Here is an 18436-nt window from a genome sequence, read left to right on the forward strand (position 1 = left end):
TCGGTAAATTAATAGCAATCTTGCTATTGTTGTTCATCATTTTGGTGTTGGTCATGTTTATTCCTGCTGTTCAAACTAAAGCTGGTAAATACGCTACGGATTGGCTTAATGATTCTTATAAAACCAATATAAATATTCAAAAAATCGGATTGCAATTTAATGGAGATGTCCAGATTAAAGGTATTTTGATTAGAGATTTTAAAAAGGATACATTAATTAGTGCGACAGAATTAAATACATCAATTGTTAGTTTTAAAAATCTATATAACAGTAAATTAAATTTTGGGGATATTGATTTAGAGGATTTGGTATTTAATATTGTGACTTATAAAGACGAAAGCCAAACCAATTTAGATGTGTTTGTGGATCGATTTGAAGATGATAACCCTAGACCGGAAAAAAGTAATTTTTTATTGACATCAAGTGATGTTAATATTACTAACGGGACTTTTAATTTAATTGATCAAAATAAAGAAACGCCACAAATTATTCAATTTAATACTATTAATTTAAACGGAACCAATTTTGTTATTGACGGTAGTAATGTAAGGACTAGAATAAATACCATGCAGTTTGTTGACAGTCGTGGAATACAATTAAAAAATTTATCTTCTGATTTTAGTTATACACTGTCAGAAATGCGTTTTGATAATTTAAATTTAAAAACACCAGAATCTTTTATAATAGGAGAACTAGCCTTTAATTATAATAGATCGGATTTTAAAGAGTTTGAGGATAAAGTAAAAGTTTCTGCTAATTTTACAGAGGGTAGTGTTTTGTTAGATGAATTAAATGTGTTTTATAATGAATTTGGTAAAAATCAACGTGCCAATTTTTCAACAAAACTATCAGGAACATTAAATAATCTAACAACAGAAAATTTAAGATTAGATACAAGCCGAAACACTAAGATATACGGGACAATAAACTTTAAAAATCTATTTAATAGTGAAGATAATAATTTTGCCATGCAAGGTAATTTTACCAATTTATCTTCTAATTACAAAGACTTAAAAGATTTGTTACCGAATGTTTTAGGAGAATCAATTCCGTCTTTATTTGATAAGTTAGGTAATTTTACTGCAGTTGGTACTTCTAATATTACACCAAATAAGATTAGAGCAGATTTAGAGATTAGCACAACATTAGGCTATGTTAATTCTAATCTTGAGATGTCTGATATTAGCAATATAGATTATGCATCGTATAAAGGGAATATAATTTTAGACGAGTTTGATTTAGGACAATTATTAGAAGATCCTAAAATTGGGACTACCTCATTAAACGTAGATGTTGATGGTGTAGGTTTTAAAAAAGAAAACTTAAAAACGCAATTAAAAGGGGATGTTTATAACATTAATTACAACAATTATAATTACCAGAATATTGTAGTTAATGGACAGTATAAGCAAAGTAAATTTAATGGAAAGTTGGTGTCTAGGGATAAAAACTTAAAATTAGAATTTGATGGTTTAGCAGATTTATCTCAAGAGGTAAAGTCGTTTGATTTTGTTGCCAGAGTAGATTATGCCAATTTGAAAGCACTTAATTTTTATAACCGAGATGAGCAATCAGAGTTTACTGGTATTGTAGACATGAAAATGAATGCAAATACTATTGATGATGCTGTGGGTAATATTTCATTTAAAAACACAGTGTATAAAAATGAGAACGATACATACACGTTTAAAGATTTTGCTATTAGTTCTGAGTTTTTTGATAATGAAAGGCTAATAAAAGTAAACTCTCCAGAAATTGTAGAAGGGCAATTAAACGGGAATTTTAAATTTAAAGATTTAGAGCTACTCTTTGAAAATTCTATAAAAAGTGTGTACGCTAATTATGTTCCAAATACTATAGAAGGGAATCAATACATTGATTTTAATTTTAAGATATATAACAAAATTGTTGAAGTCTTTTTTCCTGAAGTAGAGGTAGGCGCCAATACCTTTATTAAAGGGCGTGTAGAGAGTAATGAAAAAGCGTTTAAACTAACCTTTAAATCACCAAAAATTAAGTTATTAGATTACTTTGCAGACACCATAGAGTTGCAAGTGGATAACAATAACCCACTATTTAATACTTATGTAGAAGTGGATAGTGTTTATACAAAACACTACAACATTTCTAAGTTTAATTTAATTAATGTGACGCTTAACGACACACTGTTTATGCGTTCAGAATTTAAAGGAGGTAAACGTAATGACGATGCTTATAATTTAAGTTTTTATCACACTATAAATAAAGATAATTTATCTGTTGTTGGTTTTAAAAAGAGTGATGTCACTTTTAAAGGCAACAAATGGTATGTTAATGAAGATAAAAACAAGTTAAATAAAGTGATTTTTGATCGTGATTTTAAAAATTTCAAGATTGAAGAGTTGATGATGAATCATGAAAATGAGCAAATCAAATTAGCAGGAGTTTTAAGAGATTCGACTTATAAAGATTTAAAGCTGAATTTTAAAAATGTTGATTTAAATAAGATTGTTCCAGAGGTTACTAAATTGTCCTTAGCGGGAAATATTAACGGAGATTTAGATATCCTTCAAGAAAACGGAAACTACATTCCTAATGCCTTAGTTACAATTGATGATTTAGAAGTTAATGAAACCTTTTTAGGTTCTTTTGATGCAAAAATAAAAGGAAACTCGACGTTGTCTAATTACACAGTAGATGCAAAAATAAAGGATGATATTGCTAATTCGTTTACTGCAACAGGAGACATAAGTGTTAAAGGAGATGATGCTTTTATTGATGTTAATTTAGATTTTAATAAATTCGATTTACAAATATTAAATCCATTTTTAGAAGGCGTCTTGGATAAGATTAGAGGAGATGTTTATGGAGGTGTTAAGGTCGTTGGTAATTTAAACAAACCAAGCTTTAATGGTGCGTTTAAAATTGATAATGGAGGTTTAGGAGTCCCTTATTTAAATGTGGACTATGCTTTCCAAGAACAAGCTTCGGTAACATTAAAAGACCAATCGTTTTACTTTAATAAAATTAATATCACAGATATCAAAGAAGATACTAAAGGTCTATTAGATGGTAGTATTAGTCATACTAATTTTTCTAAATGGAAACTTGATTTAGAAGTGCTAACATCAAGACTGTTAGTTTTAGACACAAAAGAAAGCGAAGACTCTTTATATTATGGTACAGGATTTATAGGTGGTAGTGCCTCTATTAGCGGTCCAGCCGAAGGATTAAGTATTAATGTTATTGCCCAAACTAAAAAAGGAACGGTTTTTAAAATACCTTTAAATGACAACGAGTCTTTTGGTGATAACTCAATAATTCATTTTATAACAGCAGAAGAAAAAGCTGCAAGACAAAAAGGAATTGTATTAGAGAATACTTTAGATACAGGGTTAGATTTAAATTTTGATTTAGATGTTACGGAAGATGCTGAGATCGAGATTTTAATTGATAAAACCTCGGGAAGTACAATAAAAGGACGCGGAGTTGGAGGTTTGTTAATTGAGATAAACACCAATGATAAGTTTAATATGTATGGTGATTTTGTAGTATATGAAGGGGTTTATAACTTTTTGTATGGAGGTGTAATAGAAAAGAAATTTACAGTAGAACCATATGTTAGTAACATACAATGGAATGGTTCTCCTTTAGATGCAATTATAAATATTAATGCGAAATATGAGACGCGTGCAAACCCATCTCCTTTATTAGATAATCCTATAAGTAGGAGTATTCCTGTCGAGTTAATTATAGAGTTATCAGATAAGTTAGAACGTCCGGATATAGATTATGTCTTTACGTTTCCAACAACAGAATCAAGTATAAAATCTGAGTTAAACTATAGATTAGACTCAAAAGAAGAAAGAGATAGCCAAGCTTTATATTTAATTTTGACAGGTGGATTTAGTAGTGGTATTAATGATCTTAATTTTTCAGGAACATTAACCGAAAGATTAAATGGTCTGGTTAATAGTTTATTGTCTAGTGGAGATGGTAAATTTAACGTTGGACTAAACTTTGAAGCTGGGCAAAACAATCCAGATTATCAAACGGATAATCGAGTAGGGGTGACATTGCAAACCAAAATTTCTGATCGTGTTTTAATTAACGGTAAAGTTGGGGTTCCGGTTGGAGGATTGGGAGACTCAGTAATTGCTGGAGATTTACAAATAGATTTTTTATTAAATGAAGACGGGACTTTAACCGCTAAAGTATTTAATAGAGAAAATAGTATTAGAAACTTTGGGGAAGAGATTGGATATACCCAAGGTGTAGGATTATCTTACAGCGTTTCTTTTGATACGTTTGGAGAATTACTTCGTAAAGTTTTTAGTCCTAAAAAAGAGGAGGAAAGTTTAGAACCTCAAAAAGAAGACCAAAATCCCAAACCAGAGACAGATTCAAACTCGCCATTTCCAGACGATATGACTTTCAAAAAAGAAGAATAATCTCTACCAAAAGTCTTCTTTTATTCAATTTAACACGCTGTATTTTATTAAGTTATTAACGATAACGTTATAGTTTTAAGCTTATCGTTAAATTTTAGCAAAAGCAATGTATTATCTAATATATCTTTATTAGTTTTACTTTATTAAGTAAAAAATACATGTCAAAAACCATAAAAAAAATAGCAGTTATGACTTCTGGAGGAGATTCTCCAGGGATGAATGCTGCAATACGTTCTGTAGCCAGAACATGTGCCTATTACAATATTGAATGTGCCGGAATATATCGTGGATACGAAGGTATGATTGAAGGTGACTTTAAGGAGTTAACTGCACGTAATGTAAAAGGACTTATTAATAAAGGAGGAACTGTTTTAAAGTCTGCTAGATCAAAAGAGTTTCGTACTAAAGAAGGACGTCAAAAAGCATATGATGCTTTGGTCGCTGCCAATGTGGACGCTTTAGTTGTTGTAGGAGGAGACGGAACTTTTACCGGAGCATTAATTTTTAATCAAGAATTTGGTTTCCCAGTAATGGGTATACCAGGAACTATTGATAATGATATTTTTGGAACCTCACATACATTAGGTTACGACACCGCTTTAAATACGGTTGTAGAAGTTATTGATAAAATTAGAGATACTGCCAGTTCTCACAACAGATTGTTTTTTGTAGAAGTTATGGGCCGAGATGCCGGACATATTGCTTTAAACGTAGGTGTTGGTGCTGGAGCAGAAGAGATTTTAATCCCTGAAGAAGATTTAGGTTTAGAACGTTTATTAGAGTCGTTAAGACGAAGTAAATTATCCGGAAAATCATCAAGTATTGTTGTCGTAGCAGAAGGCGATAAAATTGGTAAAAACGTTTTCGAACTTAAAGATTACGTTGAAGAAAATATGACAGAGTACGAAGTACGTGTATCTGTATTAGGGCACATGCAACGTGGTGGTTCTCCATCTTGTTTTGACCGTGTGTTAGCAAGTAGAATGGGTGTAAAAGCTGTAGAGAGCTTATTAGAGGGTAAATCTAATTATATGGTTGGTCTATTAAGTGATACAATACAATTAACACCTTTAGAGCAAGCTGTAAAAGGAAAATCAAAAATTAACGAAGAATTAATACGTGTGTCAGATATCATGACCACATAATATAAATTGAATACAAATAAATAAAAATCATATGTCAACATTAAAATTAGGAATTAACGGATTTGGTAGAATTGGTCGTATCGTGTTTAGAGCGACAGTAAAACGTAGCGATGTAGAAGTAGTTGCAATTAACGATTTGTTAGATGTAGACCACTTAGCTTACTTATTACAATACGATTCTGTACACGGAAGATTTGATGGTACAATCGAAGTAAAAGACGGAAACCTTGTTGTTGACGGTAAAACAATTCGTGTAACAGCAGAAAGAGACCCAAAAAGTTTAAAATGGGATGAAGCAGGAGCTACTGTAGTTGCAGAATGTACTGGTATTTTTACAACTTTAGAAACAGCAAATTACCATATTGAAGGTGGTGCTAAAAAAGTAGTAATCTCTGCACCAAGTAAAGATGCACCAATGTTTGTAATGGGTGTAAATGATGATAAATTAACTGCTGCAGATACTATAGTTTCTAATGCATCTTGTACTACTAACTGTTTAGCGCCTTTAGCTAAAGTTATAGAAGATAACTTCGGAATTGAAGAAGCTTTAATGACTACTATCCACGCAGCGACGTCTACACAATTTACTGTAGATGCACCTTCACGTAAAAACTACCGTTTAGGACGTAGTGCAATTAATAATATTATACCAACATCTACAGGTGCTGCAAAAGCAGTAGGGAAAGTAATTCCAGAATTAGATGGTAAATTAACTGGTATGGCTTTTAGAGTGCCAACGGTTGATGTATCTGTTGTAGATTTAACGGTAAGAACTAAAAAAGAAACGTCTTTAGCTGAAATTAAAGCAGCTATGAAAAAAGCATCTCAAGGTGCAATGAAAGGTGTTTTAGGATATACTGAAGATGCAGTTGTATCTCAAGATTTTGTTGGAGAAGTACAAACTAGTGTTTTTGATGCAGATTCTGCTATCGAGTTAAATTCTAAGTTTTTCAAGTTAGTATCTTGGTATGATAATGAGTTTGGATATTCAAACAAATTAGTAGACTTAGCTCAAAAAGTTAACGCACTATAATACGTTTAATTTTATATAATTTAAGCACAGTAAATAGATGTAATTTATCTTTTTACTGTGCTTTTTTTTTATCTTACCATAAATATTTAAAAATATGATTTTAGTTGTTGATAGTGGTTCTACAAAATGCGATTGGATTGCAGTAGATAAAGACGGTAACCAATTATTTGAAAAAATACGTACCAAAGGTTTAAATCCTGCGATACTATCTGAAAAGAAAATTAAAAAAATCTTAAAAAAGAGTACGCCATTAAAGGATAATAAAGACAAGGTCACACATGTGTTTTTCTATGGTGCTGGTTGTGGGACAGAAAATCCACGATTAATGCTAAAGGTTGTTTTACAAGAATTTTTTCCAAAAGCAACTATATTAGTAGACGAAGATACTATGGCTGCTGTATACGCTACCATTAATACACCAACTGAAGCTGCAGTAGTTTGCATCTTAGGGACTGGATCTAATTGTAGTTATTACGATGGTACTATTTTACATCAACGTGTAAAATCTTTAGGGTATACTATTATGGATGACGCTTCAGGTAATTATTATGGTAAGGAGTTATTACGTGACTACTATTTTAATCATATGCCAGAGCAAATCAGAATTGCTTTTGCAGATAAGTATAACCTAGAAGCAGATTATATAAAGTATAATTTATACAAACAACCTAATCCTAATGCTTACTTAGCGCAGTTTGCAGAGTTTATGATATTAAATAAGGATTCAGAATATATAGTTGAAGTAATCAAATCAGGAATCAGACGTTTTGCAAAAAATATGATTTTACAGTACCAAGAAGAGCTTAAAACGGTACCAGTACATTTTGCGGGTTCAATTGCGTTTTTCTGTCAAGATGAAATCAAAGCAGTTGCTAAAGAGTTAGGTTTTAAAGTTGGAAATTTTGAAAGGCGTCCAATAGAAGGTTTGGTTGCATTTCATACTAAAACAATAAAATAAATGGAAATAGCTATAATTGCACACGATGGTAAGAAGGCAGAAATGGTTCAGTTTTTAAACGAAAATCAGGCTATTTTTCATCAAAAAGAAATTACTTTAATATCAACAGGTACTACTGGTAAAAAAGTAAAAAAAGCAGGCTTTGAAGTATTACGTATGTTATCAGGCCCAATGGGTGGGGATGCCCAAATAGCTGCGAGAGTAGCAGAAGGCAAATGCAAAATGGTAATATTTTTTAGAGATCCTTTAGAAAAACACCCACACGAGCCTGATGTCTTAATGTTAATGCGTCTTTGTGATGTACACGATGTACCATTAGCTACTAATTTGGCTAGCGCAGAGCTGTTTATGAAAGCTTTAAGGTAAATAGAAATATAAGTAGATAAATACTATCTAGTTTAAAAAAACAAGACCTATATATAGCATATTAGGTCTTGTTTTTTTTATACCCTTTTTTAATGCATACGTATAACTATGTATTGGTTTTTAGGATAAATAGTTGTAAATCAATTGCATTATAATTAATTGAAAAAATCAATTATTTTGTATTTGTACTATTTTATTTGTTAAAAAATGTTAATTTTTCTTCAGAAGAACATTAATTAAGTGGTAATTTTGTCCCAATTAATTAATTTTATGAGACACCTAATAATCCTCACAGCTTTTGCTTTATCAGGTTATTTTAATTTAAACGTTACATCGGATACTCCTGATGCAGTTATAAATATAAATTATTCAACAGTTGCTGTTGCCGATACTGAGGTTCTTAATCCGTTATATACTTTACCCACTAAAACTAGATTTAACCCTAATTGTAATATAGAACAAGGGATAGCTATACTGCCTAAAACAGGAGTCTGTTTTATAGAGGATGTTGTTTTTGAAAGTTATAATGCACTGCAAGAAGACTTTTATAAAAATGATGTTATTTTACAAATGGCTAGTTTACAAAGTCAATATAAGGCTGGAACGTTTATTGATATTGATCAAACAACATATACACCGGAACAATTAATTACGGATATTTTAGTTAATAATCCTTGTGCTACAATATCAAATGTAATTTCTAGTACTGGTAGTGATTTTGGAACAGGATTTGGATTTGATAACGGGATTGCTTATTTCAGTGCAGATCCTGGTGCTTTCCCTTTTGAATCTGGAATAGTCTTAAGCACGGGAGATGCTACTGTATTACCCGGACCTCATTTTTCAGGAGATGAGAGTACTGGTTTTTGGTCAGGAGATGCCGAGTTAGAAGCATTAATTCCTGGTATGATTGGACAATCACGAGATGCAACCTCAATCCAATTCGATTTTACACCAACACGAAATACCTTAAATTTTGATTTTCTATTTGCTTCTGAAGAATATGGCGAAGAGCAGTGCGATTTTGGAGATGCTTTTGCTTTTATATTAACAGATTTAGATAATCCTGGTCCACCAGTAAATTTAGCTGTAGTACCTGGAACAACAGATGTTGTTTCTGTATTGACGGTTAGAGATATGGCTAACAATGCATTATGTGCTTCTGAAAATCCAATATATTTTGATGCTTATTACGCTGTTGGTCCTGCAGGTTTTAATAATCCTCTTAGACTTAGAGGGCATACACAATCTATGACTGCTTTTTCTCCAGTAACCCCTGGTACTAATTACAGAATAAAACTAGTTATTGCAGATTATGAAGATCATGCTTTGAACTCAGCAGTTTTTCTTGGTCAGAACTCATTTAATGCAGCGGGAGGTTCTTTAGGTGATGATATTACTATTGCAAATGGTACAGCGCAATGTGAAGGCACTACGGTAACGCTATCATCTAGCTTACCAACAGCTGGTCATATTTGGTATTTTAATGGTGCGGAAATTATTGGAGAAACTGGGGCTACATTAGATGTGACCGTAGATGGAACTTATAGTGCTGATATTACAATATCGCCAACGTGTACAAGTACCGATGAAGTTTTGGTTGAGTTTATACCGGCTCCAACAGCAGATATAAAAACCAATGAGCAATCTTGTACATCTTATACACTAGAAGCGTTATCAGCTAATAATAATTATTATACCGCAACAGGAGGACCGACTGGAGCGGGGACCGTAGTTACAGCAGGAACAGATATCATTGTAACAACAACGTTATACGTTTACACGGAAACAGGAACAGCGCCTAATATTTGTTCTGACGAAACTAGTTTTATAATTACTATTGATGGAACGGTAGTAGCCGATACACCTATGGATGTAGAAGCTTGTGACACGTATACTTTACCAGCTTTGACTGCTAATAATACTTATCACACAGCATCAGGAGGCGCTTCTACAACGGAGTTGCCTGTTGGCGAAATAATTACAAGTACAACAACATTATTCGTTTATAAATCAATTGGAACAGCGCCAAATAATTGTACAAACGAAAGTAGCTTTGTAATAACTATTAATGCATCTCCGACAGCAGATGTTATAAGTGACGTGCAATCTTGCGGACCTTATACATTACCAACATTAAGTGCTAATAATGACTATTATTCAGCAACAGGAGGGCCAAATGGAACGGGGACTATAGTTACAGCAGGAACAGATATTACAGGAACATCAACGTTGTACGTTTACACGGAAATTGGAACAGCGCCTAATATTTGTTCTGACGAAACCAGTTTTACAGTTACAATAGATACAGCACCAGTAGCTGATTCACCTATGGATGTAGAAGCTTGTGACGCGTATGTTTTACCAGCTTTGACTGCTAATAACACTTATCATACAGCAACAGGAGGGTCTCCAACAACGGAGTTACCTGTTGGCGAAATAATTACAAGTACAACAACATTATTCGTTTATAAATCAATTGGCACAGCGCCAAATATTTGTACTGACGAAAGTAGTTTTGTAGTAACTATTAATACATCACCTACAGCAGATGTTATTAGTGACGTGCAATCTTGCGGTGCTTATACATTACCAACATTAAGTGCTAATAATAACTATTACTCAGCAACAGGGGGACCAAATGGAACGGGGACTATAGTTACAGCAGGAACTGATATTACAGGAACAAGTACGTTGTACGTTTACACGGAAACAGGAACAGCGCCTAATATTTGTTCTGACGAAACTAGTTTTACAGTTACAATAGATGCAGCACCAGTAGCGGATTCACCTATGGATGTAGAAGCTTGTGACACGTATACTTTACCAGCTTTGACTGCTAATAATACTTATCACACAGTAACAGGAGGGAATTCAACAACGGAGGTTTCTGCAGCAACAGACATTACGACAACAACAACATTATATGTTTATAAATCAATTGGCACAGCACCAAACAATTGTACAGACGAAAGTAGTTTTGTAATAACTATTAATGCATCTCCGACAGCAGATGTTATTTCTGATGAGCAATCTTGTTCTTCGTATACATTACCAACATTAAGTACTAATAATGACTATTATTCAGCAACAGGAGGACCAAATGGAACGGGGAATTTAATTGCTTCGGGAACAGATATTACAGCAACAAGTACGTTGTACATTTACACTGAAACAGGAACAGCGCCTAATATTTGTTCTGACGAAACTAGTTTTACAGTTACAATAGATGCAGCACCAGTAGCGGATTCACCTATGGATGTAGAAGCTTGTGACACTTATACTTTACCAGCTTTGACTGCTAATAATACTTATCACACAACAACCGGAGGGACTTCAACAACGGAGGTTTCTGCAGCAACAGACATTACGACAACAACAACATTATATGTTTATAAATCAATTGGCACAGCGCCAAATAATTGTACAGACGAAAGTAGTTTTGTGGTAACTATTAATACATCGCCTACAGCAGATGTTATAAGTGACGTCCAATCTTGCGGACCTTATACATTAACAACATTAAGTGCTAATAATGACTATTATTCAGCAACAGGAGGACCAAATGGAACGGGGAATTTAATTGCTTCGGGAACAGATATTTCAGTAACATCAACGTTGTACGTTTACACTGAAACAGGAACAACTCCAAACACTTGTTCTGACGAAACCAGTTTTATAGTTACAATAGATGCAGCACCAGTAGCGGATTCACCTATGGATGTGGAGGTTTGTGACACGTATACTTTACCAGCTTTGACTGCTAATAATACCTATCACACAGCAACTGGAGGCGCTTCTACAACAGAGTTGCCTGTAGGCGAAATAATTACAAGTACGACAACATTATACGTTTATAAATCAATTGGAACGGCACCAAACAATTGTACAGACGAAAGTAGTTTTGTAATAACTATTAATGCATCTCCGACAGCAGATGTTATTTCTGATGAGCAATCTTGTTCTTCGTATATATTACCAGTATTATCGACTAATAATGACTATTATTCAGCAACAGGAGGACCAAATGGAACGGGGAATTTAATTGCTTCGGGAACAGATATTACAGCAACAACGACATTGTACGTTTACACTGAAACAGGAACAACTCCAAACACTTGTTTTGACGAAACCAGTTTTACAGTTACAATAGATGCAGCACCAGTAGCGGATTCACCTATGGATGTAGAAGCGTGTGATTCGTATATTTTACCAGCTTTGACTGCTAATAATACCTATTACACAGCAACCGGAGGCGCTTCTGCAACAGAGTTGCCTGTTGGCGAAATAATTACAAGTACGACAACATTATTCGTTTATAAATCAATTGGAACAGCTCCAAATAATTGTACTGACGAAAGTAGTTTTGTAGTAACTATTAATACATCACCTACAGCAGATGTTATAAGTGACGTCCAATCTTGCGGACCTTATACATTAACCACATTAAGTGCTAATAATGACTATTATTCAGCAACAGGAGGACCAAATGGGACGGGGATTTTAATTGCTTCCGGAACAGATATTTCAGGAACATCAACGTTGTATGTTTACACTGAAACAGGAATAGCGCCTAATATTTGTTCTGACGAAACTAGTTTTACAGTTACAATAGATGCAGCACCAGTAGCGGATTCACCTATGAATGTAGAAGCTTGTGACACGTATACTTTACCAGCTTTGACTCCTAATAATACTTATCACACAGCAACCGGAGGAGCTTCAGGTACGGAAGTTTCTGCAGGAACAGATATTACGACGACAACAACATTATTCGTTTATAAATCAATTGGAACAGCTTCAAATAATTGTACTGACGAAAGTAGTTTTGTAATAACTATTAATACATCACCGACAGCAGATGTTATAAGTGACGTCCAATCTTGCGGACCTTATACATTACCAACATTAAGTGCTAATAATAATTATTATACCGCAACAGGAGGACCAAATGGAACGGGGACTTTAATTGCTTCGGGGACTGATATTACAGCAACATCTACGTTATACGTTTACACTGAAACAGGAACAGCGCCTAATATTTGTTCTGACGAAACTAGTTTTACAGTTACAATAGATGCAGCGCCAGTAGCTGATTTACCTATGGATGTAGAGGTGTGTGACACGTATACTTTACCAGCTTTGACTCCTAATAATACTTATCACACAGCAATCGGAGGGTCTCCAACAACGGAAGTTTCTGCAGGAACAGATATTACGACAACAACAACATTATATGTTTATAAATCAATTGGCACATCGCCAAATAATTGTACAGACGAAAGTAGTTTTGTAATAACTATTAATGCATCTCCGATAGCAGATGTTATTGCCGATGAGCAATCTTGTTCTTCGTATATATTACCAGTATTATCGACTAATAATGCCTATTATTCAGCAACAGGAGGGCCAAATGGAACGGGGACTTTAATTGCTTCGGGGACTGATATTTCAGGAACATCAACGTTGTACGTTTACACTGAAACAGGAACAACTCCAAACACGTGTTCTGACGAAACTAGTTTTACAGTTACAATAGATGCAGCACCAGTAGCGGATTCACCTATGGATGTAGAAGCTTGTGACACGTATACTTTACCAGCTTTGACTGCTAATAATACTTATCACACAGCAACAGGAGGGACTTCAACAACGGAGGTTTCTGCAGGAACAGACATTACGACGACAACGACATTATATGTTTATAAATCAATTGGAACAGCTCCAAATAATTGTACAGACGAGAGTAGTTTTGTAATAACTATTAATACATCACCTACAGCAGATGTTATTGCCGATGAGCAATCTTGTTCTTCGTATATATTACCAGTATTATCGACTAATAATGACTATTATTCAGCAACAGGAGGGCCAAATGGAACGGGGACTATAGTTACAGCAGGAACAGATATTACAGCAACAACTACGTTATACGTTTACACTGAAACAGGAACAACTCCAAACACTTGTTCTGACGAAACCAGTTTTACAGTTACAATAGATGCAGCACCAGTAGCGGATTCACCTATGGATGTAGAAGCTTGTGACACGTATACTTTACCAGCTTTGACTGCTAATAATACCTATCACACAGCAACCGGAGGCGCTTCTACAACAGAGTTGCCTGTTGGCGAAATAATTACAAGTACGACAACATTATTCGTTTATAAATCAATTGGAACAGCTCCAAATAATTGTACAAACGAAAGTAGTTTTGTAATAACTATTAATGCATCTCCGACAGCAGATGTTATTGCCGATGAGCAATCTTGTTCTTCGTATATATTACCAGTATTATCAACTAATAATGACTATTATTCAGCAACAGGAGGACCAAATGGAACGGGGGCTATAGTTACAGCAGGAACAGATATTACAGCAACAACTACGTTATACGTTTACACTGAAACAGGAACAACTCCAAACACTTGTTCTGACGAAACCAGTTTTACAGTTACAATAGATGCAGCACCAGTAGCAGATTCACTTATGGATGTAGAAGCTTGTGATTCGTATATTTTACCAGCTTTGACTGCTAATAATACCTATCACACAGCAACCGGAGGCGCTTCTACAACAGAGTTGCCTGTTGGCGAAATAATTACAAGTACGACAACATTATTCGTTTATAAATCAATTGGAACAGCTCCAAATAATTGTACAAACGAAAGTAGTTTTGTAATAACTATTAATGCATCTCCGACAGCAGATGTTATTGCCGATGAGCAATCTTGTTCTTCGTATATATTACCAGTATTATCAACTAATAATGACTATTATTCAGCAACAGGAGGACCAAATGGAACGGGGGCTATAGTTACAGCAGGAACAGATATTACAGCAACAACTACGTTATACGTTTACACTGAAACAGGAACAACTCCAAACACTTGTTCTGACGAAACTAGTTTTACAGTTACAATAGATGCAGCACCAGTAGCGGATACACCTATGGATTTAGAAGCTTGTGACACGTATACTTTACCAACTTTGACTGCTAATAACACTTATCACACAGCAACCGGAGGCGCTTCTTCAACAGAGTTGCCTGTTGGCGAAATAATTACAAGTACGACAACATTATACATTTATAAATCAATTGGTACAGCTCCAAATAATTGTACAGACGAAAGTAGTTTTGTAGTAACTATTAATGCAACATCTACAGCAGATGTTATTAGTGACATGCAATCTTGTTCTTCGTATATATTACCAGTATTATCGGTTAATAATGACTATTATTCAGCAACAGGAGGACCAAATGGCACGGGGACTTTAATTGCTTCGGGATCAGATATCACAGCAACAACTACGTTATACGTTTACACTGAAATAGGAACAGCGCCTAATATTTGTTCTGACGAAACCAGTTTTACAGTTACAATAGATGCAGCGCCAGTAGCGGATTCACCTATGGATGTAGAGGTGTGTGATACGTATACTTTACCAACTTTGACTCCTAATAATACCTATCACACAGCAACAGGAGGAGCTTCAGGCACTGAAGTTTCTGCGGGAACAGACATTACGACAACAACGACATTATACATTTATAAATCAATTGGTACAGCTCCAAATAATTGTACAGACGAAAGTAGTTTTGTAATAACTATTAATACATCACCGACAGCAGATGTTATTGCCGATGAGCAATCTTGTTCTTCGTATATATTACCAGTATTATCGGTTAATAATGACTATTATTCAGCAACAGGAGGACCAAATGGAACGGGGACTTTAATTGCTTCGGGGACTGATATTTCAGGAACATCAACGTTGTACGTTTACACTGAAACAGGAACAACTCCAAACACGTGTTCTGACGAAACTAGTTTTACAGTTACAATAGATGCAGCGCCAGTAGCGGATTCACCTATGGATGTAGAGGTGTGTGATACGTATACTTTACCAACTTTGACTCCTAATAATACCTATCACACAGCAACAGGAGGAGCTTCAGGCACTGAAGTTTCTGCGGGAACAGACATTACGACAACAACGACATTATACATTTATAAATCAATTGGTACAGCTCCAAATAATTGTACAGACGAAAGTAGTTTTGTAATAACTATTAATACATCACCGACAGCAGATGTTATTGCCGATGAGCAATCTTGTTCTTCGTATATATTACCAGTATTATCGGTTAATAATGACTATTATTCAGCAACAGGAGGACCAAATGGAACGGGGAATTTAATTGCTTCGGGAACAGATATTACAGCAACAAGTACGTTGTACATTTACACTGAAACAGGAACAGCGCCTAATATTTGTTCTGACGAAACCAGTTTTACAGTTACAATAGATGCAGCACCAGTAGCAGATTCACTTATGGATGTAGAAGCTTGTGATTCGTATATTTTACCAGGTTTGACTGCTAATAATACCTATCACACAGCAACCGGAGGAGCTTCAGGCACTGAAGTTTCTGCAGGAACAGACATTACGACGACGACAACATTATATATTTATAAATCAATTGGAACAGCTCCAAATAATTGCACAAATGAGAGTAGTTTTGTGGTAACTATTAATACATCTCCGATACTAACATTAATAAATACAAATTGTAGTACTGATTTATTAACGTACAGTGTGTCATTTTCAGTATCGTCAAATACTGCTGTAATTACGTCCTCTGCAGGGACTGTTGGTTCTGGTAACATTACAGATATTCCTGTAGGAACAGATATTACAATTACTGCATCAAACTCGGTAAACACATCCTGTGATGCCGTTTCAAACGTAACAGCACCAAATTGTGCTTGTATATTTGTAGACGAGCCTATATCACCTAATAACCCGATTGTTTGTGAAGGATCTTCTACACCAAACTTAACTGTTGCTATACCTGGATTACCTGCTGTAGGGAATCAAATTAATTGGTACGATGCATCTGTTGGAGGCTCTCTTTTACAATCCAATAGTCTAACATATTTACCAACAGGTACTTTTATTCCGGGAACAACCTATACGTATTATGCTGAAGCAGAAGAATCTGTGACAGGTTGTGTAAGTAGTAGGATTGCTGTAACACTAACTTGGGTTACTAGTATTGTTGCAGAAACGGTTACGGATGTGTCCATATGTGGTTCGTATATTTTGCCGGCATTAAGTCAGAATAATACCTACTATACAGCGTCAGGTGGTCCAAATGGAACAGGCGTTGCGATTTCTGATTTTACAGAAATTACAGTATCATCAACTTTATTTATATATGCAGAGGCTGGTACAAGCCCAAATACGTGTACTGATGAGTCTAGTTTTAATATAATCATACAAGATGGTGCGCAAGCTAATATGGATATGGTTCCAATTGTTTACCAATTATGTGATGATGCTTTGGATGGGGATGGAAACACAACTAATGATAGTGTGCAATTTGACTTAATAACACAAAATACTGATATTTTAGATGGTCAAAGTGCAGCTAATTTTAGTGTGACTTATTACCTAAATCAAACCGATGCAAATGCAGGTTTAAACTCATTACCATTGGTCTATGAAAACATAAGCAATCCACAAATAATTTATGTGCGTGTTGATAATGATACTATGGCAGATGATGGTTCTGGTACCGGAGCAATGGTGGATACTTCATTATGTTATGATATTGCAACACTAACGCTTCAAGTTAACCCGTTAGCAGATTTTGAGTTAGATGCTACTTATTTATTATGTGTTAATACCAATGGGACAGAAGTAATTGGTTCGCCCATTATTGATACAGGTTTAAATACTACTGACTATACTTTTGAATGGTTGTTAGAAAATGTTACAATTCCTTGGGCCTCTGGGAATACTTTAGAACCATTAGTGGGTGGAAACTACTCTGTGATTGTAACTGATATTAGAACAAGTACAGTAACATTGTGCGAAGCTTCTGCAACTACTGTAGTTATAGAGAGTGCACCACCAGCAATAACTGTTGAAGTATTGACCGAAGCCTTTTCTGATGAGCAGAATATTTTTGTTACAACAGTAGGTAATGGGGCTTCAGAATACGAGTTTAGTTTGGATAATGGACCTTGGGAAATAAATGTTCCAAATAATGGAACGTATACTTTTACAGATGTTGGAGCAGGAGAACATATTGTTACTGTAAGAGATCGTAATGGTTGTGGTGAGGCAAGTGCATCAGTATCCATCATTGGATATCCACATGTCTTTACACCAAATGGTGATGGTTATAATGATACTTGGGCTATTTATGGTATCGGAGACCAACCAGATGCTGTTATTTACATTTTTGATAGGTATGGTAAATTATTAAAACAATTAAGTCCAACAAGCTTAGGGTGGGATGGGACCTATAACGGAAATCTAATGCCTACAAACGACTATTGGTTTACAATAGACTATATGGGTGCTGATAATAATAGAAAGCAATTTAAAGCACACTTTACGTTAAAACGATAGTGCTTCTAATAAAAGAACAAAGCATAAAAAAAGCCTGAACTATTGTTCAGGCTTTTTTTATATAATAAATAGTAAGTGA

6 protein-coding genes are annotated in these 18436 nt (G+C 34.7%); all 6 read left to right on the forward strand.

From position 1 onward, the window contains the following. The first annotated feature begins 26 nt into the window (after positions 1-26). Positions 27-4430 (forward strand): translocation/assembly module TamB domain-containing protein, encoded by a 4404-nt coding sequence (locus tag ACZ2G2_RS13420; RefSeq protein WP_470392668.1) that lies wholly within the window; start codon positions 27-29, stop codon positions 4428-4430. A gap of 158 nt (positions 4431-4588) precedes the next feature. After that, positions 4589-5575, forward strand: coding sequence for a 6-phosphofructokinase (gene pfkA / locus ACZ2G2_RS13425; RefSeq protein ID WP_090842320.1), 987 nt, complete (start codon positions 4589-4591; stop codon positions 5573-5575). 31 nt (positions 5576-5606) lie between these two features. Beyond that, complete coding sequence (gene gap / locus ACZ2G2_RS13430; protein ID WP_090842318.1) at positions 5607-6608, forward strand: type I glyceraldehyde-3-phosphate dehydrogenase; 1002 nt, start codon at positions 5607-5609, stop codon at positions 6606-6608. 94 nt (positions 6609-6702) lie between these two features. Continuing rightward, entirely contained in the window at positions 6703-7566 is an 864-nt protein-coding gene (locus ACZ2G2_RS13435; protein WP_470392670.1) for an N-acetylglucosamine kinase, read from the forward strand. Continuing rightward, positions 7567-7932: a methylglyoxal synthase gene (locus ACZ2G2_RS13440; protein WP_470392671.1), complete on the forward strand. Its 366-nt coding sequence runs from the start codon at positions 7567-7569 to the stop codon at positions 7930-7932. Between the two features lie 270 nt (positions 7933-8202). Then, the gene (locus ACZ2G2_RS13445; protein ID WP_470392673.1) at positions 8203-18357 is read left to right on the forward strand and encodes a choice-of-anchor L domain-containing protein; all 10155 of its coding nucleotides are present in this window, start codon (positions 8203-8205) and stop codon (positions 18355-18357) included. The last annotated feature ends 79 nt before the right edge of the window (positions 18358-18436 follow it).

It is taken from the genome of Olleya sp. KKT75 (assembly GCF_055635485.1).